Source organism: Ensifer sp. Root31 (assembly GCF_001424825.1).
GTDB lineage: Bacteria > Pseudomonadota > Alphaproteobacteria > Rhizobiales > Rhizobiaceae > Ensifer > Ensifer canadensis.
Window position 1 is genome coordinate 369,233 of sequence record NZ_LMCO01000034.1, and the last position, 25,489, is coordinate 394,721.

Genomic DNA, 25,489 nt, shown 5'->3' on the forward strand with positions numbered 1-25,489 from the left:
TCAACGGCAATATCCAGCTCGTACGGGGCCTGATCGGCACCATCGTGACCGAACCGGGTATGGACCAGGAGCGTTTTGCAGCTCTTTCGCGCAGCATCTTCACAGAGCGCTCGCAGCTGCGCAGCATCGCCGCGGCGCCGAACCTCATCGTGCGCATGGCCTATCCCTTGCAGGGCAATGAAAGGGCGATCGGGCTCGATTACCGCAAGAACGATGCCCAGCGCGCCGCCGTCATGAAGGTAAGGGACACCGGCAAGATGGTTCTCGCCGGCCCGGTGGATCTCGTGCAGGGCGGGCGCGGACTGATTGGCCGCTTCCCGGTATCGATCGATGCCGGCGGAGGCAGCAATCGCTTCTGGGGCATCGTCTCTGCCGTCATCGATGTCGATCGTCTCTACAATGACAGCGGTCTCCTCTCTTCCAAGCTGGGCATTGATATCGCGATGACCGGCCGCGACGGGACGGGCAGCAGTGGAACGGCCTTCTTCGGCGACCCCAAGGTTTTTGGTCAGGCGCCGGTTGATATGACCGTCCTGCTTCCCGGCGGCTCCTGGCACATCGCCGCCGTTCCCAAAGGCGGCTGGCCGCACACGCCCCGCAATGCCTGGTTCATCCGCGCGCTGATCGTTGCCGGCGGCCTGATGATCATCCTGCCGATGCTGCTGACGGGCCGGCTGATGAGCGAGCGGCAGAACAATATTCGCGCCCTCAGGCACAGCAAGGCGCAATTGCAGGAACTGTCGCACCGCCTGAAGATCGCGCTCGACAGCTCGCAGATCGGCATCTGGGAACTCGACATCGCCAGCGGCAAGCTGCTCTGGGACGAGCGGATGAAGGAGCTCTACGGAAAGACCGGATCGGTGCGCAAGGCCTATGACGACTGGAAGACGACCTTGCATCCCGACGACATTGACCGCGCGGAAGAGGAGTTCGCCGAAGCCCTTGCGGCGGGCAGCGCCTACAATTCCGAGTTTCGAATCCGGCTACCGGATGACACCATCCGGCATATCCGCGCCATCGGCTCGACCTATGACGGCGCCGATGGGCGCAAGAAGATCGTCGGCGTCAACTGGGACGTGACCGCCGACATCAAGACCCGCGCAACCCTGTCGGAAGCCAAGCGCCAGGCCGAGGCGCACAGCGCCGAACTGGAGGCCGCGCGCTACCGCATGGAGTTCAATGCCCTGCACGATCCGCTGACCGGCCTGCCGAACCGGCGCTTCCTCGACCAGGTACTCGCAGACAGAAGCCATCACTTCGAAGCGGAGGCAAGGCTCAGCATCTTTCATATGGATCTCGATCGCTTCAAACAGATCAACGACACGCTGGGGCATGCGGCCGGTGACGAAATCCTGCGGCATGCAGCCGAACTGCTGCGCACCAACGCCAAGGAGAAGGACTTTGTCGCTCCATCGGCGGCGACGAATTCGTCCTCGTCCGCCCGGAGGACAGCGCCGAGCCCGACGCCCGGCTGGCGTCATGCATCATCGAGGCAATGAGCGTTCCGGTTCGCTACAAGGACCAGGAATGCCGCATTGGCGTCAGCATCGGCATCGCGGCGCAGACCAAGCCGACCGACGACCTGGCGCAGATCCTCGTCAATGCCGACATCGCCCTTTACGAGGCCAAGCGCCGCGGCCGCAATCGGCACGAGACCTTCACCGGCGACCTGAAGACTGCCGTGTTCAAGACCAAGCAGACCGCCGACGAGATCCTTCGCGGTCTGGAACACAAGGAATTCATCGCGCATTTCCAGCCGCAGTTCTGCCCGAACACGCTTGAGGTCATCGGCGTCGAGGCGCTTGCACGTTGGGACCACCCGACCAAGGGATTGCTGGGTCCCCACACCTTTCTCAAGACCGCCGAAGACATCAACGTCGTCGCCTCCATCGACCAGGCGATCCTGGAGCAGGCGCTGTTCCAGATCTATCGCTGGGAGGCCAATGGCATCCACATCCCGAAGATCTCGGTCAACCTCTCCTATGCCCGCCTGCACGACGAGGGGCTGATCGGCCGTCTCGAACAGCTGCAGATCCCGCGCGGCCGCCTGTCCTTCGAGTTGCTGGAATCGATCTCCTTCGACGAGAGCGACGTCACGGTGCTGTCCAACATTCGCCGGATCAAGGAACTCGGCATCGATATCGAGATCGACGATTTCGGCACCGGCTATGCCTCCATCCTCAGCCTGCTGAAGCTGACCCCGCGGCGCCTGAAAATCGATCGCCAGCTGATTTTGCCGATCCTGAACTCGCCGGCCGAAAGGCGCCTCGTCGAATCGATCATCGATATCGGCACCTCGCTCGGCATCGAGGTGATCGCCGAGGGCGTCGAAACGCTCGAGCACGCCCGCATTCTGCAGGAGCTCGGCTGCCACGGCCTTCAGGGCTATGCCTTTGCCCGGCCGATGAGCGCCAACGATCTTGCGACCTTTGTTTTCGAGCGTAGGTGGCAGGCCGCCTGACGCCACCTTCGGTCGGCTGCGACAGTTCGGCGCGCGCTCGAGCTGGCCAAAAATGACGCGATCTCACATTTTTCCCGCCATCGAGGCTTGGCAGCCCCCGGGAAAATCGTCATAAAAACATACGGCTGTTACCGCTATGCGGACCATGACGGCGTCGTCTGCGACCGTTGCGTCAGCGATGGTCCTTGAGGGGCTTCGGCACCCAATCTCCAATATGCCCAAGAGAAGGGAACGATACGATCGAATACGCGGGGAAATTGCTTTCTGTCTTCATCCTAGCCCCGTTTGCGGGGAGCCTCATTGCAATCTTCTTTCCGTCCGATCAACGCGGCGCAACGGCCTGGTTCGCAGGCGCGATCGCGCTGCTCTGCTTCCTCGTTGCGGTTTGCCTCTACCCCTTCGTCACCTCCGGCGGCGTTCTTCGCTATGAACTTGCCTGGATGCCCGAGCTCGGCCTCAACTTCACCTTGAGAATGGACGGCTTTGCCTGGTTGTTCACGGTGCTGGTGACCGCAATCGGCGTGCTCGTCGTGCTCTACGCCCGCTACTACATGGCGGCAGAGGATCCGGTACCGCGCTTCTTTGCCCTGTTTCTCGCCTTCATGGGGTCGATGCTGGGCGTCGTTCTCTCCGGCAATCTGATCCTGCTTGCGGTCTTCTGGGAGCTGACGAGCATCGTCTCCTTCCTGCTGATCGGCTATTGGCACCACAATGCCCACGCCCGCGACGGTGCGCGCATGGCGCTGACGATGACCGGCATGGGCGGGCTCTGCATGCTTGTCGGGCTTTTGATCATGGGCCGCGTCGTCGGCAGCTACGACCTCGACGTCGTGCTTGCCTCCGGCGATACGATCCGCAACCACCCACTCTATGTCACGATGCTGGTCCTGATCCTGCTCGGGGCCTTGACCAAGAGCGCGCAGTTCCCGTTCCATTTCTGGCTGCCGCACGCGATGGCAGCACCAACCCCCGTCTCCGCCTATCTGCATTCGGCGACGATGGTGAAGGCAGGCGTGTTCCTGCTCGTCCGGTTCTGGCCTGTGATGGCCGGCACCGAGGCCTGGTTCTGGATCGTCGGGCTCGCCGGCCTGACGACACTACTGCTCGGCGCTTACTTCGCCATCTTCCAGCAGGATCTGAAGGGGCTTCTGGCCTATTCGACCATCAGCCACCTGGGCCTGATCACGGTGCTGCTCAGCCTCGGAAGTCCGCTCGCGGCGGTCGCCGCCGTCTTCCACATCGTCAATCACGCGACCTTCAAGGCATCACTGTTCATGGCGGCCGGCATCATCGACCATGAGACCGGAACGCGCGACATGCGCAAGCTCGGCGGGCTCATACGCTACATGCCGGGAACCGCAATGCTCGCCATGGTCGCCAGCGCCGCGATGGCCGGCGTGCCGCTGTTGAACGGTTTCATCTCCAAGGAAATGTTCTTCGCCGAAGCGATCGAGACGCACCAGGCCAATTTGCTCGATACGATGACGCCCTATGTCGCCACGCTCGCCGGCATGTTCGCGGTGACCTATTCGCTGCGCTTCATCCACAGCGTCTTCTTCGGCCCGACGCCGAGCGATCTGCCCAAGATCCCGCATGAGCCGCCGCGCTGGATGCGGGCGCCGATCGAGTTCCTGGTGCTGGCCTGCCTCGTCGTCGGCATTATCCCGGCCATCACCATCGGCCCGTTCCTGCACACAGCCGTCGTGTCTATCCTCGGTGCCAGCACCCCGCAGTACAACCTTTCGGTCTGGCACGGCTGGAACCTGCCGCTGATAATGAGCTTCGTGGCGCTTCTCGGTGGCATCGGCCTCTATTTCCTGATGGGGAACTATCTGGCGACCAGCACCGAAGGGCCGCCGGTCTTCCGCCTGCTGCACGGCCAGCGCATCTTCGAGCGGGTACTGGTGACCCTGTCGTGGAAGTGGGCGCGCTGGCTCGAACAGAGGCTCGGCACGCGCCGACTGCAGCCGCAGATGCGGTTCCTGGTCTTCGTCGCGATCGTCGCCGGCGCCCTGCCGCTGCTGCTCAATCATTTCGAACTGCCGCCGCTTCTGGTGCGCGGCATCGATCCGGCCTTCGCCCTGCTCTGGGCGATCGGCATCGCCTGCGCGGTTGGGGCCGCCTACCAGGCAAAGTTCCACCGGCTGGCGGCACTCGTGCTTCTCGGCGGCGCCGGTCTCGTCACCTGCATCACCTTCGTCTGGCTGTCGGCCCCCGATCTTGCGGTTACCCAGCTCCTCGTCGAGATCGTCACGACTGTGCTGATCCTGCTCGGCCTGCGCTGGCTGCCCAAGCGCATCGAGGACACGCAGGAATCAGAATTGCTGTCGCTGCGCGTCCGTCTGCGGCGCCTGCGCGACTTTCTGCTGGCCATTGTCGCAGGCGGCGGCGTGGCGCTGATCGCCTACACCGTGATGACCCGCCCAATGCCCGAAACCATCGCCAGCTATTTCCTCGAGCGTGCCCACAAGGAAGGCGGCGGCACCAATGTCGTCAACGTCATCCTCGTCGACTTCCGCGGCTTCGACACGCTCGGCGAAATCGCCGTGCTGGCGATCGTGGCCCTGACCGTCTTTGCACTGTTGCTGCGCTTCCGTCCTCAGGCAGACAGCCTTGAGGCGCCGGTACAGCAGCAGGTCCAAAATGCCTTCGACGACGATCATCCCGATCGCGCAAAGGGCGACAGCGTCGCCGAATATCTGTTCGTTCCATCTGTCATCATGCGCTGGATGTTCCCGGTCAGCGGCATGCTGGCCGCCTATCTCTTCCTGCGCGGCCACGACCTGCCGGGCGGCGGCTTTGCGGCCGGCATCGCCATGTCGATCGGCTTCATCCTGCAATACATGTCGGGCGGCACCCGCTGGGTCGAGGAGCGGCTGCGCATCCACCCGCTGCGCTGGATGAGCATCGGCATCATCGTCGCGGCGGCAACCGGCATCGGTTCGTGGCTGTTCGGCTATCCGTTCCTGACCTCGCACGCGCAATATGTCACCCTGCCGATCGTCGGCAAATTCCCGCTGGCAAGCGCAATCCTCTTCGACCTCGGCGTCTTCTCGCTGGTGGTCGGGGCAACCGTGCTCATCCTGATCGCGCTTGCGCACCAGTCGATCCGCGCTCCGCGTGCCCATGCCCGTGCCGTCCTTCGCGCCGGAAAGGAGGCGAAGTAATGGAGATCATCCTGTCTGCCGCCATCGGCGTCCTCACCGCCTCGGGCGTCTATCTCCTGCTCCGCCCACGCACCTACCAGGTGATCATCGGCCTGTCGCTGCTCTCCTATGCCGTCAATCTCTTCATCTTCAGCATGGGTCGGCTGCGCGTGAATGCGCCCCCCATTCTCGAGCCCGGCGGCGTCGGCGATCTCTCGCGCTACACCGATCCTGTGCCGCAGGCGCTGGTGCTGACCGCGATCGTCATCGGCTTTGCCATGACGGCGCTCTTCCTCGTCGTACTGCTCGCCTCGCGCGGCTTCACCGGCACCGACCATGTCGATGGAAGGGAGCAGCGCAGTGACTGATTGGCTGCACCACCTGATGATCCTGCCGATCCTCTTGCCGCTGATGGTCGGCGCGGCGATGATCCCGATCGACGAGCGCAACCGCATGGCCAAGGGCGTGATGGGCTTCGTCTCGACGCTCGCCCTCTTCGTGCTCTCGATGGTGCTGATGCGCGCTAGCGCCTCGACGGAAGGCTTTCTTGCGGGCACAAGCGTCTACCAGCTCGGCAACTGGCCGGCGCCGTTCGGCATCGTACTGGTGCTCGACCGGCTCTCCGCGCTGATGCTCTGCCTGACGAGCGGCCTGGCGCTCGCCGCCCAGGTCTATTCGATCGCCCGCTGGCACACCGCCGGCCATCACTTCCACTCGCTGTTCCAGCTGCTGATCGCCGGGCTCAACGGTGCCTTCCTGACGGGGGATCTGTTCAATCTCTTCGTCTTCTTCGAAATCATGCTCGCGGCCTCCTACGGCCTGCTGCTGCACGGCTCGGGCCCGCTGCGCGTCAAGGCCGGCCTGCATTATGTCGCGATCAACCTTGCCGCCTCGTCGCTGTTCCTGATCGGTGTCAGCCTGATCTATGGCGCGACCGGCACGCTCAACATGGCCGACCTCGCGGTCAAGCTTGCGACCATCTCGCCAGAGAACCGCCAGATGGTCGAAGTTGGCGCCGGCGTGCTCGGCGTCGCCTTTCTGGTCAAGGCCGGCATGTGGCCGTTGAGCTTCTGGTTGCCCACCGCCTATTCGGCGGCAACGCCACCGGTTGCGGCCGTCTTTGCGGTGCTGACCAAAGTCGGCATCTACGTCATCCTGCGGCTGTCGCTGCTCGTCTTTGGCGCCAATGCCGGGGTGTCCGCCGGCTTCGGCCAGACTCTGCTGGTGGTCGGCGGCATGCTGACCATCGCCTTCGGCGCCATCGGCGTACTCGCCTCGCAGGCGATGGCCCGGCTTGCCGCCTATTCGGTGCTCGTCTCTTCGGGCACGCTGATGGCGGCGATCGGCCTCGGGCATTCCAGCATGATTGCCGGTGCACTGTTCTACCTCGTCAGTTCGACGCTGACGATCTCGGCCTTCTTCCTGTTGATCGAACTGGTGGAGCGCGGCCGCGATGCCGGCGCCGACGTTCTGGCGGTGACGATGGAAGCCTATGGCGATGCCGACGAGGACGAGGAAGTCGATGAAGCGGGTGCCGCCATTCCCGGCACCATGGCCGTGCTCGGCCTCTGCTTCTGCCTCTGCGCGCTGCTGCTCGCCGGCCTGCCGCCGCTCTCGGGTTTCGTCGCCAAATTCGCGATCCTGAGCGGCCTCTTCGGCCTTTCCGGCCCCGAGGCCGCGCCGGCGATTTCTGCCGCCGACTGGACTTACGTCACATTGCTGATCCTGTCCGGCCTCTCCGCCATGATCGCCATGAACCGCGTCGGCATCCGCACCTTCTGGGCCTCGATCGAAAACACCGTGCCGCGCGTCTTCGTCATCGAGATTGCCCCCGTCGTCGTGCTGCTCGGCGCCTGCATCTTCCTGAGCCTGCAGGCCGGGCCGACGATGCACTACATGCAGGCAACGGCCGATTCCCTGCTCGACCCGTCGGGCTACACCCAGCGCGTCCTCAGGGCGCCACGTGCGGGAGGGCAGTAACCGATGCGCACCTGGTTCCCCTACCCGCTGCTGTCTGTCGGCCTGCTCATCATCTGGCTGCTTCTCAACCAGTCGGTCGCCCCCGGCACGATCGTCATGGGCACGATATTGAGCGTCGCGCTCGGCTGGGTGACGCTGAAGCTCAATCCCGCCCACTCGCATCCGCGCCGGATCCTGCGCACGCTGCGCTTCGGCGCCAGCGTCGTCGTCGACGTCATCCGCTCCAACATTGCCGTCATGCTAGTGATCCTGCGCGCCGGACGGCGGGCGCCGAACTCGGGCTTCCTGACGGTCGACCTCGATCTCGAAGACGAAAACGCGCTTGCTCTGCTCGCCTGCATCATGACGGCGACGCCGGGCACCGCGTGGCTCGAATACGACCGCCGCCGGAAGTCGCTGCTCTTCCACGTGCTCGACATGGAAAACGAGGAGATCTGGCTGCAGACGGTGAAGCGCTATGAGGCAGGTTTGAAGGAGATGTTCGGATGACTGAGCTTGCAATCATCTGGTCGATCCTGATCGCGCAGATCATGATCGGGCTTGCCATGGCCTTCGCGCTCTACCGCATGGTCAAGGGACCGCGGGCGCAGGATCGCATCCTCGGCCTCGATACGCTCTACATCAACGCCATGCTGATGCTGCTATCCTTCGGCATCCGCACCGCCAACAGCCTTTATTTCGAATCGGCGCTGATCGTCGCGCTGATCGGCTTCGTCTCGTCGATCGCCTTCGGCAAGTTCCTGATGCGCGGGGAGTTGATCGAATGAGCCATCTGACCGACCTTCCGACCTGGGCCGCCATTGTCGTCTGCGGGCTCGTTCTTCTCGGCGCGGCGATTGCGCTGATCGGCTCGCTCGGCCTGCTGAGGTTGCCGGATTTCTACACCCGCCTGCATGCGCCGACCCTTGCCACCAGCGGCGGCGTCATCCTCATCTGCACCGCCTCGATCATCTGTTTTGCCGTGCTGCAGAGCCGCTGGGTGTTCCACGAAGTGCTGATCATCGTCTTCGTCATCATGACCACGCCGGTGACGCTGATGCTGCTCGGCCAGGCAGCACTTTATCGCGACCGCGTCGAGCAACGCCGCGGCGTTCCGTTGAAACAGAAGCCGCTGCCCGAAGAGAGCGCAGAGTAGGCCTACTCGCGCCCGCGGAAGCGGCGCTGATAGGCGGGATCGTAGAGCGAGCTTTCGCGGAAATCCGACGCTTCCAGTCCCAGACCGACGAAGATCAGCGCGGTGCGCTCGATCGGCTCCTCGGCCACCTTGGCGGCGATGGTGCCAAGCGTGCCACGCACCACCCGTTCATCCGGCCACGACGCCTTGACGACGATCGCCACCGGGCATTCGGCGCCATAGAGCGGTGTCAGTTCCGCAACGACCTGGTCGAGCGCATGGATGGCGAGATGGATGGCAAGGGTCGAGCCGGTGGCGCCGAAGCCGGCAAGCGTCTCGGTGTTGGGCATCGGCGAGGCACGACCGGAAACCCGCGTCAGCACCAGGCTCTGGGCGACCGCCGGAATGGTCAGCTCGCGACCGAGCGTCGCGGCCGCGGCGGCAAAGGCCGGCACGCCGGGGGTCATGGTATAGCCGATGCCGTGCTTTTCCAGCCGGCGGATCTGCTCGGCAACCGCGCTCCAGACCGAGAGGTCCCCGGAATGAAGCCGGGCGACATCCTCGCCGACTTCCGCCGCGCGCACATATTCCGCCTCGATCTCGTCGAGCGACATCGGCGCGGTATCGACGATGCGGGCGCCGGGCGGACAATATTGCAGCAGTTCCGGCGAGACGATCGAGCCGGCATAAAGGCAGACCGGGCAGCGCCCGATCAGATCGCGGCCGCGAACCGTGATCAGGTCCGCCGCTCCCGGACCGGCGCCGATGAAGTGTACCGTCATGTGTCTCTCCGAATGTTTTGGAGCGTCCCCTTTGCACACAGCATCGTGGATCCACGCCATCTCATAATTGCGCAAGTCGGACGTAAAACGCTCCGCCCTTTTGCGCGAATGTTCTTTCGCGTGCCGTTGTCGCAAAACCGCGGTACACTTTTGCGCGACATGCTCTAGGCCTTGGTCCAGGACCATTGCGTCACCGGCATCGCCGGGCGCCATCCCGTCATGCCGCCGACCGGCGAGGCGCGGGCGATGTCGATGCGGATCAGCGATCCGCCGAGCCGCGCGTGGCGTTGAAGCAGCACCGCTTCCATTTCCGTCGTAACCGCGTTGGCGACAAGCCGGCCGCCGCTGCCAAGCGCCGCAACGGCTGCGTCCATGACGCCAGGCTCGCTGCCGCCACCGCCGATAAAGATTGCATCGGGACGCGACAGGCCTGAGAGAGCCGCCGGCGCCTTGCCTTCGACGACGGTAAGGCCGGGCACGCCGAATGCCTCGGCATTGCGGCCGACACGCGCCGCGCGCTCCGGCGAGGCCTCGATGGCGATCGCCCGCATGGCCGGATCGGCCAGCATCCATTCGATGCCGATCGAGCCGGAACCGGCGCCGATATCCCAGAGCAGCTCGCCCTTGCGCGGCGCCAGCGCCGAAAGGGTCAGCGCCCGCACCTCCCGCTTGGTGATCTGGCCGTCATGTTCGAACAGCGTGTCGTCGCGCCCGGCCGAAAGCGGCAGCACCCGTCCGCCCTGATCAGCGGCCACCTCGATGGCGCAGACGTTGAGCGGATGGACCAGACCCAGCATGAAGCGCGAGGCAATCTGCGTCGTCACGCGTTCGCCGGCGCCGCCAAGGGCCTCCAGAACCGTAAGCCTGGACTGACCGAAACCGCTTGTTGCGAGCAGCTCGGCGAGCGCCTTCGGTCCCGCCCCATCCGAGGTCAGAGCGAGCACCCTGTTGCCGGGCTGCAGGTGTGGCCGCACTAGATCGATCGGCCGGCCGTGCAGCGAAACGAGCGTTGCCTCCTGCAGTGCCCAGCCGAGACGTGAGGCGGCAAGGCTGAAGGAGGACGGTGCCGGAAGCGTGCGGATCTCAGGCGCGGCGACGCGGCGCGCAAGCGTGGCGCCGACGCCGAAGAAGAAGGGATCACCTGAGGCGAGCACGACCACCGGGCTGCCGCGACGCGCAACGATCTCCTCGACCGAGCGGCCGAACGGGCTTTGCCAGACGCGGCCCTCGCCCTTTATCAGCGAGTGCGTCAGCTCCATGTGGCGGGCACCGCCATAGACGACCGGCGCAGCGGCAATCAGCCGCTTGGCCTCGTCGCCGAGACCGGCTACACCATCCTCGCCTATGCCGATGATGGTCAACCAGGGGGAGACGATGGCCGGATCGCTGTTCGACACCTCAGCCATGGAAAAACCTCGCATTCTCATTCTTGGCGGGACGACCGAGGCCCGCGAACTGGCATCCCGCCTTGCCGGTGACATGCGTTACAACACCATGATCTCGCTTGCCGGCCGTACGGCCGATCCGCGCCCGCAGCCAGTCAAGACCCGCATCGGCGGTTTTGGCGGCGCCGAGGGGCTCGCAGCCTTCCTCAACGCCGAACAGATCGCGCTGGTCGTCGACGCGACACACCCCTTCGCCGCCCGGATTTCCCAAAACGCCGCCGCGGCGGTAAAGGCTGCGCGGGTGCGCCTGCTCGCCCTGCAGCGCCCGCAGTGGCAAGCGGAAGCCGGCGACAACTGGACCGGCGTCGGCACCGTTGCGGAGGCGGTCGTGGCCCTTGGCGACGCCCCGCGCCGTGTCTTTCTCGCCATCGGCCGGCAGGAGGCCTTTCATTTCGAGACTGCGCCGCAGCACAGCTACGTCATCCGCAGCGTCGACCCGGTGACCCCGCCCCTGAAACTGCCGGACGCGACGGCGATCCTTGCCACCGGCCCATTTGCCGAAACGGACGAGATCGATCTGCTTAGGGCTCATCGCATCGACGTCATCGTCGCCAAGAACAGTGGCGGAGCCGCAACTTATGGAAAGATCGCGGCTGCGCGCAGGCTGGGGATCGCGGTGATCATGGTCGAGCGCCGCAAGCCCACCGACGTGCTGTCGGTGAGCGACTGCGATGCCGCGCTCGAACGCATCGATCAATGGCTGTCTCCCGCATAGAAACGCGGCGTATAGACCAGATCCGGCTTGCCTTCGCGCGCAACGATGCGCGTTTCCGACGAACCGATGATGACGCATGTCGCCATGTCGGCGCGGCTGGCGTCGGCCTCGCCGAGCGGCATGACGGCGATGCGCTCATCCGGCCGGCCGGCGGCGCGACCGAAGATCACCGGCACTGTTGCCGGCAGCACGCCGCGCAGGATTTCGAAGGCCTCGCCGAGCTGCCAGGGCCGTGCCTTGCTGATCGGATTGTAGAGCGCGATCACCAGCCCGGCTTCCGCCGTGAGCTTCAGCCGCTTGGTGATGACCTCCCAGGGCTTCAGGTTGTCGGACAGCGAGATGGCGCAGAAATCATGGCCAAGCGGCGCGCCGATGCGCGCGGCAACCGCCAGCATCGCGGTGACGCCGGGCGTCACCACGAGATCGACGGACTTCCATTCCGCCGGTCCCTTGTCAATCGCTTCGCAGACAGCAGCCGCCATGGCAAAGACGCCGGGGTCGCCGCCCGATACCATGCAGACCTTGGCGCCGGCAGCAGCGCGCGTCAGTGCCGCCTGTGCGCGATCAAGCTCCTCGCGATTGTCCGACGCGATGCGCATCTGGTCGGGCCTGAGGTTGAGGCGATCGAGATAGGGGATGTAGCCGAAGAATTCCTGCGCGTTTGAGACCGCCTGCGCCGTCTCCGGCGTCATCTGCTCGGCATTGCCGGGGCCCGTGCCGACGACATAGAGCGTGCCGGTCATGGCCTGTCCTTCCACCCGGGAACGAGCACGAGCGAGAAGTATGGCGCCTCGTCATCGGGCTTTTCGGCAAGTGCCGTCATCGCCGCGTTCTTCATCGTGCCACGCTCGACATAGACGGCCTGGTCGAGCCGGCCGGAGGCGGCAAGCGCCCGGCGGATTTTCGGCAGGTTGCGCCCGACCTTCATGATGACGGCGGCCTCGGTATCGGCAAGGCGTCGTCCAAGCTCACCTTCCGCCATGGTGCCCGGCAGGACCGACAGGACGTCGTCGCCCTGGACCAGCGGCAAGCCGGCAAGCGACCAGCAGCCGGACATGGCGGTGATACCGGGGATGACTTCGACCGGGAAGCGCCCGGCAAGCCGCACATGCAGATGCATGTAGGAACCATAGAACAGCGGATCGCCCTCGCTCAGCACCGCAACGGTCCGCCCGACCTCGAGATGCCTGGCGACTGCGTCAGCAGAAGCGTTGTAGAAATCGGTGATCTGGCTCTTGTAGGCGCCGTCGTCCTTGTCGATCTCGGTGGTCACGGGATAGTAGAGCGGCAATTCGATGAGACCGGGCTTCAACAGCCCCTCGACAACAGCGCGGCCATTGCCGCTGCGGCCTGCCTTGGCGAAATAGGCAAGCACATCCGCCTCGCCCAGCGCCTTGACGGCCTTGACCGTCAGCAGCTCCGGATCGCCGGGGCCTGTGCCGACGCCGATCAACCGGCCCATGCCTGCCCCGCTCACAGGCCCGGCCTCGCTAGCGAATTGAGTGCTGCAGCCGTCATGGCGCTGCCGCCGAGGCGACCGCGCACGATGGCGAAGGGCACGCCATAGGAATTCTCGGCAAGCGCATCCTTCGATTCCGCAGCACCTACGAAACCGACCGGCATGCCGATGATCGCAGCCGGCTTCGGCGCGCCATCGCGCAGCATTTCGAGCAGATAGAAGAGCGCCGTCGGCGCGTTGCCGATCGCGACGACCGCACCAGCCATGTGCTCACCCCAGAGCTTCAGTGCCGCAGCCGACCGGGTATTGCCGATCTCGGCTGCCAGTTCCGCGGTGCGCGGATCGCGAAGCGTACAGATCACCTCGTTGCCTGCAGGCAGGCGCGCCCGCGTTACGCCCCGCGCCACCATCTCGGCGTCGCAGAGGATCGGCGCGCCGTTCTTCAGGGCGCCGCGGGCAGCGGTGACGAAATCGGGAGAGAACACGAATTGCTTCGACGCCTCGACGAGGCCGCAGGCATGAACCATGCGCACCGCGAGATCGGCTTCCTCCTCGGAGAAGGCGGAAAGGTCGGCTTCTGCCCGAATGATGGCGAAGGAACGCTCATAGATGGCGTTGCCATCCCGGATGTAATCATACTCAGGCATTTCTATCCCTGTTCGAACGCAGCCGAGACGCGCGCGGCACCCAGCCGTGTAAGACAGGACCGCGCCGATTCGCCAGCGTCTTTGTTTTCCCGCACCAGGCCAGCCAGCCGTTCCAGCGCGGATTTCATTCCATTTTCATCGGTGTAGGCATTCGCGCCATCCTTCGCCGCCCCATTTACGACAAGCGCATATCCTGATGGCGCACCCACCAGCGTCAACGCCGACGCCTTCGGACGGGCGCAGCCCTTGACGCAACCGGAGAGGTGCACCGTCAGCGAGCCGTCGAGCAGATCCGGCGCCGTTTCCACCCATAGCCGCGCCATCGCCTTGGTGTCCATCCATGCGGAAGCGCAGCCGGTGCTGCCGGCGCAGGTGGCAATGTGGTTTCGCGGGTCATCCGCTGCAATACGAAAGCCCTGCGCCAGCGCCAGCCGCTGGACGATTTCGGCCGCTTCCGGCTCCAGACCCAGCATGAAGAAACTGTGGCCGGGCGCAAGCCGGATTTCTCGCGCCCCAAGCTCCGCGGCTTGCCGCAGAAGGGCGATGAGGCTGATAGCGTCGATTTGGGCGAAGGCGAGCCCAAGGCCAAGGACAGCACCAGTCGAGCCGAGATCGTGGATACCGACGACCGGAGACACCGACATCGGAGCCGGAACGATCTCGACAAAGTCGGCGCCCACCGGACAGAGCATCTGCACCGCATCGATCTCGAGATCCCGGCCACGCGCAGCCGGCCCGATGTCGGTCAGCGCTGCAAGAATCCGGATAACGATCGGCACGACCGCCTCGGTTCGAAGCGCGCAAATGGGCTTCGCCGTTGCAGCGGTTCCCGCAAGCGATAGGTTCCACCAGACGTCCCCGCCGCGCCCGACAGCCTGCAGACGGAGATCGGCAACCGTATCGCCGAGGTGGAACCGGCCGCCGCCATCGACGATGATGGCGAGCTTCGGCGCCAGCCGCAGTGCAGCGCCTCGTGCGGCGATCTCTTTGCGCAGCACGGCAGCGAGGATCCGTGGGTCGATGATCTCTTCGGGATCGATGCCGGCAAGCGGTGGCGTCTCGATGGCAACTCCATCGGGGACCACGATCGCCGCTTCGCCGATCGCTTGGGCAAGGCCGGGAACGGTCGATGCCGTCAGCCTGCGGACCTGCAGATTGCCGCGCGCGGTAATTTCCAGGATGCCATTGCCGAACTGCCGGGCGGCCTCAGCGACATCAGAGAACTGGGAAAGCGTCAGGCTGCCGTCGAGCGGCCGCAGCCGCACCAGCAGGCCATCGCCGGTCGGCATCGGTGCTGCAAGCGACGGGCACGCACCCCGGCGCATAGAGGCGGCGGCATCCATTGTTTGCGATGTCGGCACGGCGCAACTGCTCATAGTCTTGTCTCGGTCGCTCCCAGCGGTCGCCCTCTCGTTGGGCTTTTTTTTCACCAGACGCTATAGCACAGCCACCGACGTTGAGAGAGATCAAAGACGACGGGAAAAGCCTGGAGAAAGCAGGCACAACAGCGGCTATTCCTCGAAATCGGCACCCTTGCGCAAGAGGTAGATATCCATGATCCACCCCATGCGCTGGCGTTCCCTTGCGCGGGTCGCCAGGATCTCGTCCTTGACGTCGGCCAAGCGGCCGGAGATGACGATTTCGTCTGGCGTTCCGAGATAGGCGCCCCAGTAGATCTCGGCGTCCGGATCGTCGATCCGCTGGAATGCCTGCTCGCCATCGAGCATGACGACCGACGTCTGGCTGCGCTTCGGAAAACTTTCGGACAGGCGGCGCCCGGTGGTGATCTCGACCGGTTTGCCGACAAGGTTCAGCGGAATGCGGTGGCTGGCGCAAAGCGCCTGCAGGCTGGTGATGCCGGGAAGAACGTCATAGTCGAACGCGACTTTGCCACGCGCCTTCACCCGTTCGACGATGCGGATGGTGCTGTCATAGAGCATTGGGTCGCCCCAGACGAGAAAGGCGCCGGTTCCGTCTTCGGTCAGTTCGCCATCGATCAGGCGCTCGTAGATTTCGGCGATGCGGGCATGCCAGTCGTCGACGCTGCCATCATAGCTGACGCCCTCGGTGCGGCGGACCGGCACAGCGAATTCGACCGTGCGGCTGTCGGCGCGCGTGACGTAGCGCGCGCAGATCTCGCGGCGCACCTCCGCAAGCTCGGTCTTTTTCTCACCCTTGGTCGGGATGAACAGCACGTCGGCGCGGTTGAGCGCATTGATCGCCTGTACAGTCATATGCTCGGGGTTGCCGGAGCCGATGCCGATGATCAGAAGTTTTCGCACGCGGTCCTCGCCTTTGTTATCTGCAGCAGATCAAAGTGTTGCAGTGTCTTTGGCGGATTGCCGATTGAGACACAAGACCCGCCCGCGACACGCTCCCAGCCGTCGGCGTCATTGCTTGGCGCGCGCGCTTAAGGTGCCTCCGGATTTTCCGGCAGCGTCCAGTCGATCGGCTCAAAGCCTTTCGAGGCGAGGAAGGCATTGGCCTGGGAAAAGTGCCGGCAACCGAGAAAGCCGGAATGCGCCGAGAGCGGCGAGGGATGCGGCGCCCGCAAAACGAGATGGCGCGAGCGGTCGACGAAGGCGGCTTTCTTCTGCGCGTAGGAACCCCACAGCAGAAACACCACCGGGTGATCGGCCTCGTTGACGGCGCGGATGATCGCGTCGGTGAAGCGCTCCCAGCCCCGCCCTTGATGTGAAGCCGCCTGCCCGCGCTCGACCGTCAGCACGCTGTTGAGCAGCAACACGCCTTGTTTCGCCCAACTTTCGAGAAAGCCGTGACGAGCCGGTGGAATACCGAGGTCGGCGTTCAGTTCCTTGTAGATGTTGACGAGCGAAGGTGGCGTTCTGACGCCCGGACGCACGCTGAAGCAGAGCCCGTGCGCCTGGCCGTCACCGTGGTACGGGTCTTGCCCCAGGATGACGACGCGCACCTTGTCGAGCGGCGTCAGATCGAGCGCCCGAAAATATTCAGGTCCCCGCGGAAAGATCTGCCGTCCTTCGCTGCGCGCGCCGACCAGGAACTGCTTGAGTTCGCCCATATACGCGCTGGAAAATTCGCGCTCCAACGCCGCCTTCCAGCTTTCTTCGAGCTTCACTGCCGTTTCCATCACGCCTCCGGTCCGTTTCATCCGCTTGCCGCCCCGGAATTTAGAGCGATCACCCGCAGCCGCAAGCGCTAACCGCGCGACGAGCCGCTTGTTTCACGGCTTTTACTAGCGCTTTCGAGCAGCATTGTATTTCAATGGATACAACGCTAATCAGGATGAGATATCGTTATATCCTGAAAAATATCACGAACTTGATGGAGGCAAGACTGATGATGCAACGCAGACAATGGCTGAAGGGGCTGGTGCTCGCCCTTGGCGTCGCCTGGGCCGGCGCGACCTTCGCGCCAAGCGCCGCCATGGCCGAGGACAAGGTAACCGTTTTTGCTGCCGCGAGCCTGAAGAACGCGCTCGATGCGATCAATGCCGAATGGCAGAAAGAAAGCGGCAAGGAAACGACCGTCTCCTATGCGGCCAGCTCCGCGCTCGCCAAGCAGGTGGAACAGGGCGCACCGGCTGACGTCTTCATCTCCGCCGACCTCGCCTGGATGGACTATCTGGCCGAGAAGAAGCTGATCAAGGACGACACCCGTGCCAACCTGCTCGGCAACAGCATCGTTCTCATCTCGGGCAAGACAGACGCGCAGCCGGTCGACATCAAGCAGGGCTTCGATCTGGCAACGCTACTCGGTGACGGTCGCCTGGCGATGGGTGCAGTCGATTCCGTGCCGGCCGGCAAATACGGCAAGGCAGCGCTTGAAAAGCTCGGCGTCTGGTCGAGCGTCGAACAGAAGGTTGCGGGCGCCGAGAGCGTGCGCGCCGCACTGCTGCTCGTTTCGCGCGGGGAAGCGCCCTATGGCATTGTCTACCAGACCGACGCTGCAGCCGATCCGGGCGTCAAGATCGTCGGAACCTTCCCCGAGGACAGCCATCCGCCGATCATCTATCCGATCGCAGTCACCACGGACAGCAAGAACGCCGACGCGACCGCCTATGTCGACTTCATCAAGTCCGACAAGGCAGCGCCGCTCTTCGAAAAGCAGGGCTTTACTATCCTGAAATAGCGCGTGCGGCGCCTGTCCAGAAACGGGCGAAGCATCTATCTTTCTCCAGCGCCGCGCGGACATCGCGCGGCGCTGGGCATTTCGACCGGGAGTGGGATGACTTTGGATTGGTTGGAGTTGAGCGAGGCGGAATGGACGGCGATCCTGCTGAGCCTGCGCGTGGCGACGGTTGCGATGGTCTGCAGCCTGCCGTTTGCGCTTGGGGTCGCCATGCTGCTTGCCCGCGGACGCTTCTGGGGCAAGACGGCGCTAAACGGCCTCGTTCACATGCCCCTGATCCTGCCCCCCGTCGTCACCGGCTTCCTGCTGCTGCTGCTGTTCGGCCGTCGCGGACCGATCGGCGCCTTTCTCGCCGAGAATTTCGGCCTCGTCTTTTCCTTCCGCTGGACCGGCGCGGCACTCGCCTGCGCCGTCATGGCCTTCCCCTTGATGGTTCGCAGTATCCGGCTGTCGATCGAGGCGGTCGACCGCAAGCTCGAGGATGCCGCAACCACGCTCGGCGCCGGGCCGGTCTGGGTGTTCTTCACCATCACGCTGCCCTTGATCCTGCCAGGCATCATCGCCGGCATGATCCTCGCTTTCGCCAAGGCGATGGGCGAATTCGGCGCGACCATCACCTTCGTCTCCAACATCCCCGGCGAAACGCAGACGCTGTCGTCTGCGATCTACACCTTCACCCAGGTGCCGGGCGGCGATGCCGGCGCCATGCGCCTGACGATCATCTCGGTGATCATCTCCATGGCGGCGCTGATGCTCTCGGAGCTGCTGGCAAACGCCGCCGCCAAGCGAACGGTTGCCGCATGAGCCTTCTCGTTGAAGCCCGCCATCGGCTCGGGGATTTCTCCGTCGACGCCACCTTCACCTCCGACGGCGGCGTCACCGCGCTGTTCGGCCGCTCGGGCTCGGGCAAGACCTCGCTGATCAACATCATCGCCGGACTGATGAAGCCGGAAAGCGGCCGCGTGGTGCTGGACGGCGACATCATCGCCGACAGCGAACGACGGATCTTCACGCCGGTGCATCGCCGCCGCTTCGGCTATGTCTTCCAGGAAGCTCGGCTGTTCCCGCACTTAAGCGTCGGCAGCAACCTTGCCTATGGCCGCTGGTTTGCCGGCAGGTCAGGAAAGGCGGCCGACATGGCGCGTGTCGTCGACATGCTCGGCATCGGCCATCTGCTCGAGCGCAACCCCTCGGCGCTCTCGGGCGGCGAGCGGCAGCGCGTCGCCATCGGCCGCGCTTTGCTTGCCGCCCCCCGCCTGCTGCTCATGGACGAGCCGCTTGCCGCGCTCGACGATGCGCGTAAGGCCGAGATCCTGCCTTATCTCGAGCGATTGCGCGACGATGCGGGCGTGCCGATCGTCTATGTCAGCCACTCCGTGAGTGAGGTCGCGCGCCTGGCGCAACGGGTCGTCGTGCTGGAGAACGGCCGCGTAAAGGCATCGGGCGCCGCCGCCGAAGTGTTGAGCGCGCCGGCGGCGGCACTGGCAACCGGCCGGCGCGAAGCGGGCGTGTTGCTCGAAGGCGTGGTCGAGATGCACGACGCCACCCACGATCTGACAACCGTCCGGGTCGGCGACCGGCTGATCCGGGTGCAAAGGATCGACGTGGCGCCGGGGCACGCGCTGCGCCTGCATATTGCCGCACGCGACGTCATGCTGGCGACGGTTCGTCCTGAAGGCATCAGCGCTCTAAACGTGCTGGAGGGAACGATCGTCGACCTGACAGTGGGCGAAAACGGCAGTGTCGATGTGCGGGTGGACTGCGGAAGCGCGACGATCGCCGCCCGCATCACCACCTTTTCACGCGATGCGCTCCAGCTTTATCAGGGCAAGCCGGTCCACGCGATCATCAAGTCCGTGGCGATCGATCACTGACAGGCGCACTCGCCTGCTCCCGATCGCGGACGGCCTCCAGCCAGGCGAGATCATCGGCGATGGCGGCCTTCGCCTTCGCCTCCATTTCGCGATAACGGCGGATCAGCGTTTCGCCGAACGGTGTCAGCATCGCACCACCACCCTGTTTGCCGCCACGCTGGCTTTCGACCGACGGTTCCCGGAACATCCGGTTCAGCGCATCGACCAAAAGCCACGCCCGGCGGTAGGACATGTCCATAGCGCGGCCGGCAGCCGAGATCGATCCGGTCTCGCGGATGAGTTCCAAAAGCATGATCTTGCCGCGCCCAAGTCGGTCCCCTGGCGGAAAGTCGATGCGCAGAATAGGGCGAAGGTCGTCGGGTCGGTCACTCATGCGCGAAACATAGAAGTTTGCGCGCCAAATCGAAAGTCGGTCTGAAGCCAGGCCCGGCCGATTTCACATCGGCCGAACCGGGCAAAACATCAAGGGTGCAGAAAGGCTAGAATCCGGGCCTTGATCTGGCGATGCCGGCATGTACCGATGGCGCGTCCGCAAAACCCCGCCTGAAAGCTTGCCCTCATGCCCGGTCCCCCTCTCGATGCCGTCGAAACCGATCAGATCCAACCGGCGAAAGCCGATGTCGTCATCGTCGGTGGCGGCATCATCGGTGCCAGCACCGCACTGTTTCTCGCCGAACGCGGCATCGATGTTGTGCTCTGCGAAAAGGGTGTGCCCGGAGCGGAACAGTCGAGCCGCAACTGGGGTTGGGTGCGCGTCATGGGCCGTGACGAACGGGAGATACCGCTGGCGATCGAAGCGCTGAAGATCTGGGATACGCTCGATGCCCGCGTTGCAGGCGAAACCGGCTTTCGCCGCAGCGGCATCCTCTACATCTCCGAAAACGATGCCGATATCGCCAACCGCGATGCGTGGCTTGCCATGGCAAGACCCTATGGCGTCGACAGCCGGCAGATCGGGGCCGAAGAAACACAAGACCTGATGCCGGGCGCAGGCATCCGCGACTGGGGCGCGCTGCACACGCCGAGCGACGGCAGGGCCGAACCGCAAAAGGCGGTACCGGCAATCGTTGCCGGAGCCAGGCGCGCCGGCGCCCGCGTTCTGTCCGGCTGTGCCGTCCGCGGTGTCGAGAGGACGGCCGGCCGGATCAGTGCCGTCGTCACCGAGAAGGGCCGGATCGAAACCGCGACCGTGGTCGTGGCCGGGGGCGCCTGGTCACGCCTCTTCCTCAAGGGGCTCGGCATCCGGCTGCCGCAACTGAAAGTGCGCAACACAGTGCTCCGGACCAGTGCGGTATCGGGCGGCCCCGAGGGCGCGGGCGCGACGGGCAGCTACGCCTATCGCAAACGCCTCGACGGCGGCTACACGATTGCCGACGGTGGCGCCAATCTGCACCCCGTTGTGCCTGATAGTGTCGCCTTTTTCCGCGATTTCCAACCGGCGCGGAAGGCCGAGGGCGATTCCGTCCAGGTCGGCCTCAGTGCCCAGAGCTGGCGCGAACTCTTCGAGATCGGTTCCGTTCCACTCAACCGCCCAGGCGCCTTCGAGCGGCACCGGGTGCTGGATCCGCAACCCGATCAGCATTCCGCGCTGCGCGCATTCGATGAAGCAAAAAAGGCATTGCCGTCCCTCCGCGACGCTCGCGTACAGCAGGTCTGGGCCGGCCTGATCGACGTCACGCCCGACGCCGTGCCGGTGATTTCTACGGTCGAAAGCCTGCCCGGCCTGGTCGTCGCCGCAGGATTTTCCGGCCATGGCTTCGGCATCGGCCCAGGGGCCGGACATCTGGTCGCCGACCTCGTTACCGGTCAAAAACCGATCGTCGACCCCACACCTTTTCGCCTCTCACGTTTCTCCGACGGCACCCCGATCACCATCGCTCCGCCGGTTTGATCATCCGAACGGCAAGTGGTCGCGCAAGAAAATTACGCGTGAGCCGGACCTGGAATCGCAGCCGCATCTGCCGCTGGCATGGCGATGGCAGGAATCTGTCTTTCTTCTGCTGCAAGCAGCCCGGGCGGCCGAAAGGCCTTCATAAGCCCCTGAACTCATGGCAGTCTGTGTGCATTCCCGTCGGGAGAACGGGCTGAGGAGGAAGGCGTGACGATCTGGGGCGGAGGAGCCCGCAGGTGGTCCCGCCCACTTTTGCCATGCGGCGACATCCCGTTTTCCCCGATGCTGACTGGTGCGCGTCGCGCACTCCGGAGGGAGGCCGGAAACCGCATGAGCGATCCCGATCGACTTAGCCTGCATGTCCCCGAACCGGCCGTCCGGCCGGGTGGCGAGCCGGACTTTTCCAACGTCAAGATTCCGAAGGCGGGCTCCGTTCCGAGGCCGGAAATCGATGTCGCCCCGGAAGAGATCCGCGACCTCGCCTATTCGATCATCCGCGTACTCAACCGCGACGGTGAGGCGGTCGGCCCCTGGGCCGGGCTGTTGTCGGACGACGAACTCTTGGCCGGCCTCAAGCACATGATGACGCTGCGCGCCTTCGATGCGCGCATGGTCATGGCGCAGCGGCAGGGCAAGACCTCGTTCTACATGCAGCATCTGGGCGAAGAGGCGGTCAGCTGCGCCTTCCGCAAGGCGCTGAACAAGGGCGACATGAACTTCCCGACCTATCGCCAGGCGGGCCTATTGATCGCCGACGAATACCCGATGGTCGAGATGATGAACCAGATCTTCTCGAACGAGAGCGATCCGTTGCGCGGCCGCCAGTTGCCGATCATGTATTCCTCCAAGGAACATGGCTTCTTCACCATCTCCGGCAACCTCGCCACGCAATATGTCCAGGCTGTCGGCTGGGCCATGGCCTCGGCGATCAAGAACGACACCAAGATCGCGGCCGCTTGGATCGGCGACGGCTCGACGGCGGAATCCGACTTCCACTCAGCGCTCGTCTTCGCCTCCACCTACAAGGCGCCTGTTATCCTCAACATCGTCAACAATCAGTGGGCGATCTCGACCTTCCAGGGCATCGCCCGCGGCGGCTCCGGCACCTTTGCCGCCCGCGGCCTCGGCTTCGGCATCCCGGCACTGCGCGTCGACGGCAACGACTATCTCGCCGTCTATGCGGTCGCCAAATGGGCGGCGGAGCGCGCCCGGCGCAACCTCGGCCCGACGGTGATCGAATATGTCACCTACCGGGTCGGAGCACATTCCACCTCCGACGATCCGAGCGCCTACCGGCCGAAGACGGAATCGGAAGCCTGGCCACTCGGCGACCCGGTCCTCCGGCTGAAAAAGCACCTGATCCTGCGTGGCGCCTGGTCGGAAGAGCGCCACACCCAGGCGGAAGCCGAGATCGTCGACGCGGTGATCCAGGCGCAAAAGCAGGCAGAAGGCCACGGCACCTTGCATGCCGGCGGCAAGCCATCGGTGCGCGACATCTTCGAAGGCGTCTACGCCGAGATGCCGCCACATATTCGCCGCCAGCGCCAGAAGGCAGGATACTGATATGGCCAGAATGACAATGATCGAGGCCGTGCGCAGCGCCATGGACGTCTCCATGGGGCGCGATGACAATGTCGTCGTCTTCGGCGAGGACGTCGGTTACTTCGGCGGCGTCTTCCGCTGCACGCAAGGGCTTCAGGCGAAATATGGCAAGACCCGCTGCTTCGACGCGCCGATCAGCGAAAGCGGCATCGTCGGCACGGCAATCGGCATGGCGGCCTACGGGCTGAAACCCTGCGTCGAGATCCAGTTTGCCGACTACATGTACCCCGCCTACGACCAGATCACCCAGGAAGCAGCCCGCATCCGCTATCGCTCCAACGGCGACTTCACCTGCCCGATCGTGCTGCGCATGCCGACCGGCGGCGGCATCTTCGGCGGCCAGACGCACAGCCAGAGCCCGGAAGCGCTGTTCACCCATGTCTGCGGCCTCAAGGTCGTGGTGCCGTCCAATCCCTATGACGCCAAGGGCCTGCTGATCGCCTCGATCGAAGACCCCGATCCGGTGATGTTCCTGGAGCCGAAGCGGCTCTATAACGGTCCCTTCGACGGCCATCACGACCGGCCCGTCATCCCCTGGTCGAAACACGATCTCGGCGAGGTGCCGGAGGGGCATTACACGATCCCGATCGGCAAGGCGGAAGTGCGTCGCAAGGGCTCGGCCGTCACCGTCGTCGCCTATGGCACCATGGTGCATGTGGCGCTGGCAGCAGTGGAAGAAACCGGCATCGACGCCGAGGTGATCGACCTGCGCAGCCTGCTGCCGCTCGATCTCGACGCCATCGTCCAGTCGGTCGAAAAGACCGGCCGCTGCGTCGTCGTGCATGAGGCGACGCTGACATCGGGCTTCGGCGGCGAAATCGCCTCCCTCGTCCAGGAGTATTGCTTCTACCATCTGGAAGCCCCCGTCGTGCGCGTCGCCGGCTGGGACACACCCTACCCGCATGCCCAGGAGTGGGACTATTTCCCCGGCCCGGCGCGCGTCGGACGCGCGCTCGTCGAAGTGATGGAGGCCTGAGCATGGGCGAATTCGTAATCAAGATGCCGGATGTCGGCGAAGGCGTGGCCGAGGCCGAACTGGTCGAATGGCATGTGAAACCCGGTGATCCCGTGCGCGAGGACATGATCCTCGCCGCCGTCATGACCGACAAGGCGACGGTCGAGATCCCCTCACCGGTCAACGGCACGGTGCTCTGGCTCGGTGCCGAGATCGGCGACACGGTGGCGGTCAAGGCCCCTCTCGTTCGCATCGAAATCGCCGGCGAAGGCACGGAGGCTCTTGCGGCCGAAGAAAAGCCAGCGGCCAAGGCGGAGGAAAAACCGGTGCCGAAGACCGAAGCCCCGGCCGCAACACCGAGCCAACCGGCAAAGGTCGAGGCGAAGACGGCGGCCCCGGCCAAGAACGGCGTGCATGTTTCATCCGAGCGCCTGGAGAAGGCACTGGCCTCCCCCGCCGTGCGCCTGCGCGCCCGCGAAAGCGGAGTCGACCTGCGCCAGGTGACCGGCACCGGGCCTGCCGGGCGCATCACCCATGATGATCTCGACCAGTTTCTTGCCCGTGGCGCGCAGCCGGTGGCAGTCCCTGCCGGGCTCGTGCGCAAGACCGCCATCGACGAGATCAAGGTGACCGGTCTACGCCGCCGCATCGCCGAGAAGATGACGCTGTCGACCTCGCGCATCCCCCACATCACCTATGTGGAGGAGGTCGACATGACAGCACTCGAAGACCTGCGCACCATGATGAACCGCGATCGCAAGCCGGATCAGCCGAAGCTGACGATCCTGCCCTATCTGATGCGCGCGCTTGTGCGGGCGATCGCCGATCTGCCGGGTGTGAACTCCACCTTCGACGATGGCGCCGGCATCATCAACCGTCACCACGCGGTACATATCGGCATCGCCACGCAGACGCCGGCGGGCCTGACCGTGCCGGTCGTGCGCCACGCCGAAGCGCGCGGCATCTGGGATTGCGCCGTCGAGCTCAACCGGCTGGCGGAAGCGGCCCGTACTGGCACCGCGACCCGCGACGAGCTCACCGGCTCGACCATCACCATCTCCTCGCTCGGCGCACTCGGCGGCATCGTCACGACCCCTGTTATCAACCACCCCGAGGTCGCGATCGTTGGCGTCAACAAGCTGGCGGTTCGCCCGGTCTGGGACGGTGCGCAATTCGTACCGCGCAAGATCATGAACCTGTCGTCGAGCTTCGACCATCGCGTCATCGATGGCTGGGATGCGGCCACCTTCGTGCAGCGGCTGAAGGCTCTGCTCGAAACGCCAGCGCTGATTTTCGTGGAGGCATGAG

The 25,489-nt window shown here is 64.7% G+C and carries 23 protein-coding genes and 2 pseudogenes; 16 read left to right on the forward strand and 9 right to left on the reverse strand.

What is annotated here, in order from left to right; all coding sequences use genetic code 11:
- Positions 1-155: 155 nt before the first annotated feature.
- The 8 genes and pseudogenes from ASD00_RS42545 to mnhG form a co-directional block, all read left to right on the forward strand.
- A pseudogene (locus ASD00_RS42545) lies at positions 156-413 on the forward strand (CHASE domain-containing protein); the annotation flags it as partial.
- A 443-nt stretch (positions 414-856) separates the two neighbouring features.
- Positions 857-2,458 (forward strand): annotated as a pseudogene (locus tag ASD00_RS42550) (diguanylate cyclase); the annotation flags it as partial.
- A 242-nt stretch (positions 2,459-2,700) separates the two neighbouring features.
- Positions 2,701-5,628: a monovalent cation/H+ antiporter subunit A gene (locus ASD00_RS26270; RefSeq protein WP_337797751.1), complete on the forward strand. Its 2,928-nt coding sequence runs from the start codon at positions 2,701-2,703 to the stop codon at positions 5,626-5,628.
- Positions 5,628-5,975, forward strand: a complete 348-nt coding sequence (locus tag ASD00_RS26275) for a Na+/H+ antiporter subunit C (protein ID WP_025428214.1) — start codon at positions 5,628-5,630, stop codon at positions 5,973-5,975. Before ASD00_RS26270 ends, ASD00_RS26275 begins: the two co-directional genes overlap by 1 nt.
- The gene (locus ASD00_RS26280) at positions 5,944-7,587 is read left to right on the forward strand and encodes a monovalent cation/H+ antiporter subunit D (protein ID WP_025424927.1); all 1,644 of its coding nucleotides are present in this window, start codon (positions 5,944-5,946) and stop codon (positions 7,585-7,587) included. The genes ASD00_RS26275 and ASD00_RS26280 overlap by 32 nt, the downstream gene beginning before the upstream one ends.
- A 3-nt stretch (positions 7,588-7,590) precedes the next feature.
- Positions 7,591-8,076 (forward strand): Na+/H+ antiporter subunit E, encoded by a 486-nt coding sequence (locus ASD00_RS26285; protein WP_025424928.1) that lies wholly within the window; start codon positions 7,591-7,593, stop codon positions 8,074-8,076.
- A complete protein-coding gene (locus ASD00_RS26290) occupies positions 8,073-8,354 on the forward strand; it encodes a K+/H+ antiporter subunit F (RefSeq protein WP_025424929.1) in 282 nt (93 codons plus the stop codon). The genes ASD00_RS26285 and ASD00_RS26290 overlap by 4 nt, the downstream gene beginning before the upstream one ends.
- Positions 8,351-8,722, forward strand: coding sequence for a monovalent cation/H(+) antiporter subunit G (mnhG, locus tag ASD00_RS26295; protein ID WP_025424930.1), 372 nt, complete (start codon positions 8,351-8,353; stop codon positions 8,720-8,722). The genes ASD00_RS26290 and mnhG overlap by 4 nt, the downstream gene beginning before the upstream one ends.
- Before the next feature lie 2 nt (positions 8,723-8,724).
- Here the strand turns inward: mnhG and cobM are convergent, their stop codons facing one another.
- Together cobM and cbiE are read right to left on the reverse strand one after the other, a co-directional pair.
- Positions 8,725-9,483, reverse strand: coding sequence for a precorrin-4 C(11)-methyltransferase (gene cobM / locus ASD00_RS26300; RefSeq protein ID WP_025424931.1), 759 nt, complete (start codon positions 9,481-9,483; stop codon positions 8,725-8,727).
- Positions 9,484-9,647: 164 nt separating this feature from the next.
- Positions 9,648-10,889: a precorrin-6y C5,15-methyltransferase (decarboxylating) subunit CbiE gene (cbiE, locus tag ASD00_RS26305; RefSeq protein WP_107028392.1), complete on the reverse strand. Its 1,242-nt coding sequence runs from the start codon at positions 10,887-10,889 to the stop codon at positions 9,648-9,650.
- On the opposite strand from cbiE, the gene ASD00_RS26310 reads away from it, so the two are divergent.
- Positions 10,858-11,643 carry a cobalt-precorrin-6A reductase gene (locus ASD00_RS26310; RefSeq protein ID WP_038576517.1) on the forward strand — a complete coding sequence of 262 codons (786 nt, stop codon included), beginning with the start codon at positions 10,858-10,860 and terminating at the stop codon, positions 11,641-11,643. The genes cbiE and ASD00_RS26310 overlap by 32 nt on opposite strands.
- Here the strand turns inward: ASD00_RS26310 and ASD00_RS26315 are convergent.
- The 6 genes from ASD00_RS26315 to ung form a co-directional block, all read right to left on the reverse strand.
- A complete protein-coding gene (locus ASD00_RS26315; RefSeq protein ID WP_025424933.1) occupies positions 11,622-12,386 on the reverse strand; it encodes a precorrin-3B C(17)-methyltransferase in 765 nt (254 codons plus the stop codon). The genes ASD00_RS26310 and ASD00_RS26315 overlap by 22 nt on opposite strands.
- Positions 12,383-13,120 carry a precorrin-2 C(20)-methyltransferase gene (locus ASD00_RS26320; RefSeq protein WP_025424934.1) on the reverse strand — a complete coding sequence of 246 codons (738 nt, stop codon included), beginning with the start codon at positions 13,118-13,120 and terminating at the stop codon, positions 12,383-12,385. The genes ASD00_RS26315 and ASD00_RS26320 overlap by 4 nt, the downstream gene beginning before the upstream one ends.
- A complete protein-coding gene (locus tag ASD00_RS26325; protein ID WP_025424935.1) occupies positions 13,117-13,749 on the reverse strand; it encodes a precorrin-8X methylmutase in 633 nt (210 codons plus the stop codon). The genes ASD00_RS26320 and ASD00_RS26325 overlap by 4 nt, the downstream gene beginning before the upstream one ends.
- A gap of 2 nt (positions 13,750-13,751) precedes the next feature.
- A complete protein-coding gene (gene cobG, locus ASD00_RS26330) occupies positions 13,752-15,125 on the reverse strand; it encodes a precorrin-3B synthase (protein ID WP_025424936.1) in 1,374 nt (457 codons plus the stop codon).
- 135 nt (positions 15,126-15,260) lie between these two features.
- Complete coding sequence (gene cobF, locus ASD00_RS26335) at positions 15,261-16,031, reverse strand: precorrin-6A synthase (deacetylating) (protein ID WP_025424937.1); 771 nt, start codon at positions 16,029-16,031, stop codon at positions 15,261-15,263.
- Positions 16,032-16,159: 128 nt separating this feature from the next.
- The gene (gene ung, locus ASD00_RS26340) at positions 16,160-16,858 is read right to left on the reverse strand and encodes a uracil-DNA glycosylase (RefSeq protein ID WP_057210086.1); all 699 of its coding nucleotides are present in this window, start codon (positions 16,856-16,858) and stop codon (positions 16,160-16,162) included.
- A 209-nt stretch (positions 16,859-17,067) separates the two neighbouring features.
- Between ung and modA the strand changes: the two genes are divergently transcribed.
- The 3 genes from modA (at position 17,068) to modC (ending at position 19,733) form a co-directional block, all read left to right on the forward strand.
- Positions 17,068-17,859, forward strand: coding sequence for a molybdate ABC transporter substrate-binding protein (gene modA, locus ASD00_RS26345; RefSeq protein ID WP_025424939.1), 792 nt, complete (start codon positions 17,068-17,070; stop codon positions 17,857-17,859).
- Between the two features lie 102 nt (positions 17,860-17,961).
- Positions 17,962-18,663 carry a molybdate ABC transporter permease subunit gene (gene modB, locus ASD00_RS26350; protein WP_025424940.1) on the forward strand — a complete coding sequence of 234 codons (702 nt, stop codon included), beginning with the start codon at positions 17,962-17,964 and terminating at the stop codon, positions 18,661-18,663.
- Positions 18,660-19,733: a molybdenum ABC transporter ATP-binding protein gene (modC, locus tag ASD00_RS26355; protein ID WP_025424941.1), complete on the forward strand. Its 1,074-nt coding sequence runs from the start codon at positions 18,660-18,662 to the stop codon at positions 19,731-19,733. Before modB ends, modC begins: the two co-directional genes overlap by 4 nt.
- Here the strand turns inward: modC and ASD00_RS26360 are convergent.
- Entirely contained in the window at positions 19,708-20,106 is a 399-nt protein-coding gene (locus ASD00_RS26360; RefSeq protein WP_025424942.1) for a winged helix-turn-helix domain-containing protein, read from the reverse strand. The genes modC and ASD00_RS26360 overlap by 26 nt on opposite strands.
- Positions 20,107-20,292: 186 nt before the next feature.
- Here ASD00_RS26360 and ASD00_RS26365 point away from each other — a divergent pair, with 186 nt between their 5' ends.
- The 4 genes from ASD00_RS26365 to ASD00_RS26380 all read left to right on the forward strand — a co-directional run bounded on the left by ASD00_RS26365 (position 20,293) and on the right by ASD00_RS26380 (position 25,488).
- Positions 20,293-21,624, forward strand: a complete 1,332-nt coding sequence (locus tag ASD00_RS26365; RefSeq protein WP_057210088.1) for an FAD-binding oxidoreductase — start codon at positions 20,293-20,295, stop codon at positions 21,622-21,624.
- 330 nt (positions 21,625-21,954) lie between these two features.
- Positions 21,955-23,187 carry a 3-methyl-2-oxobutanoate dehydrogenase (2-methylpropanoyl-transferring) subunit alpha gene (locus ASD00_RS26370; protein ID WP_025424944.1) on the forward strand — a complete coding sequence of 411 codons (1,233 nt, stop codon included), beginning with the start codon at positions 21,955-21,957 and terminating at the stop codon, positions 23,185-23,187.
- Position 23,188: 1 nt separating this feature from the next.
- Positions 23,189-24,202, forward strand: a complete 1,014-nt coding sequence (locus ASD00_RS26375) for an alpha-ketoacid dehydrogenase subunit beta (RefSeq protein WP_025424945.1) — start codon at positions 23,189-23,191, stop codon at positions 24,200-24,202.
- 2 nt (positions 24,203-24,204) lie between these two features.
- Entirely contained in the window at positions 24,205-25,488 is a 1,284-nt protein-coding gene (locus tag ASD00_RS26380; RefSeq protein WP_025424946.1) for a dihydrolipoamide acetyltransferase family protein, read from the forward strand.
- Position 25,489 lies beyond the last annotated feature (1 nt).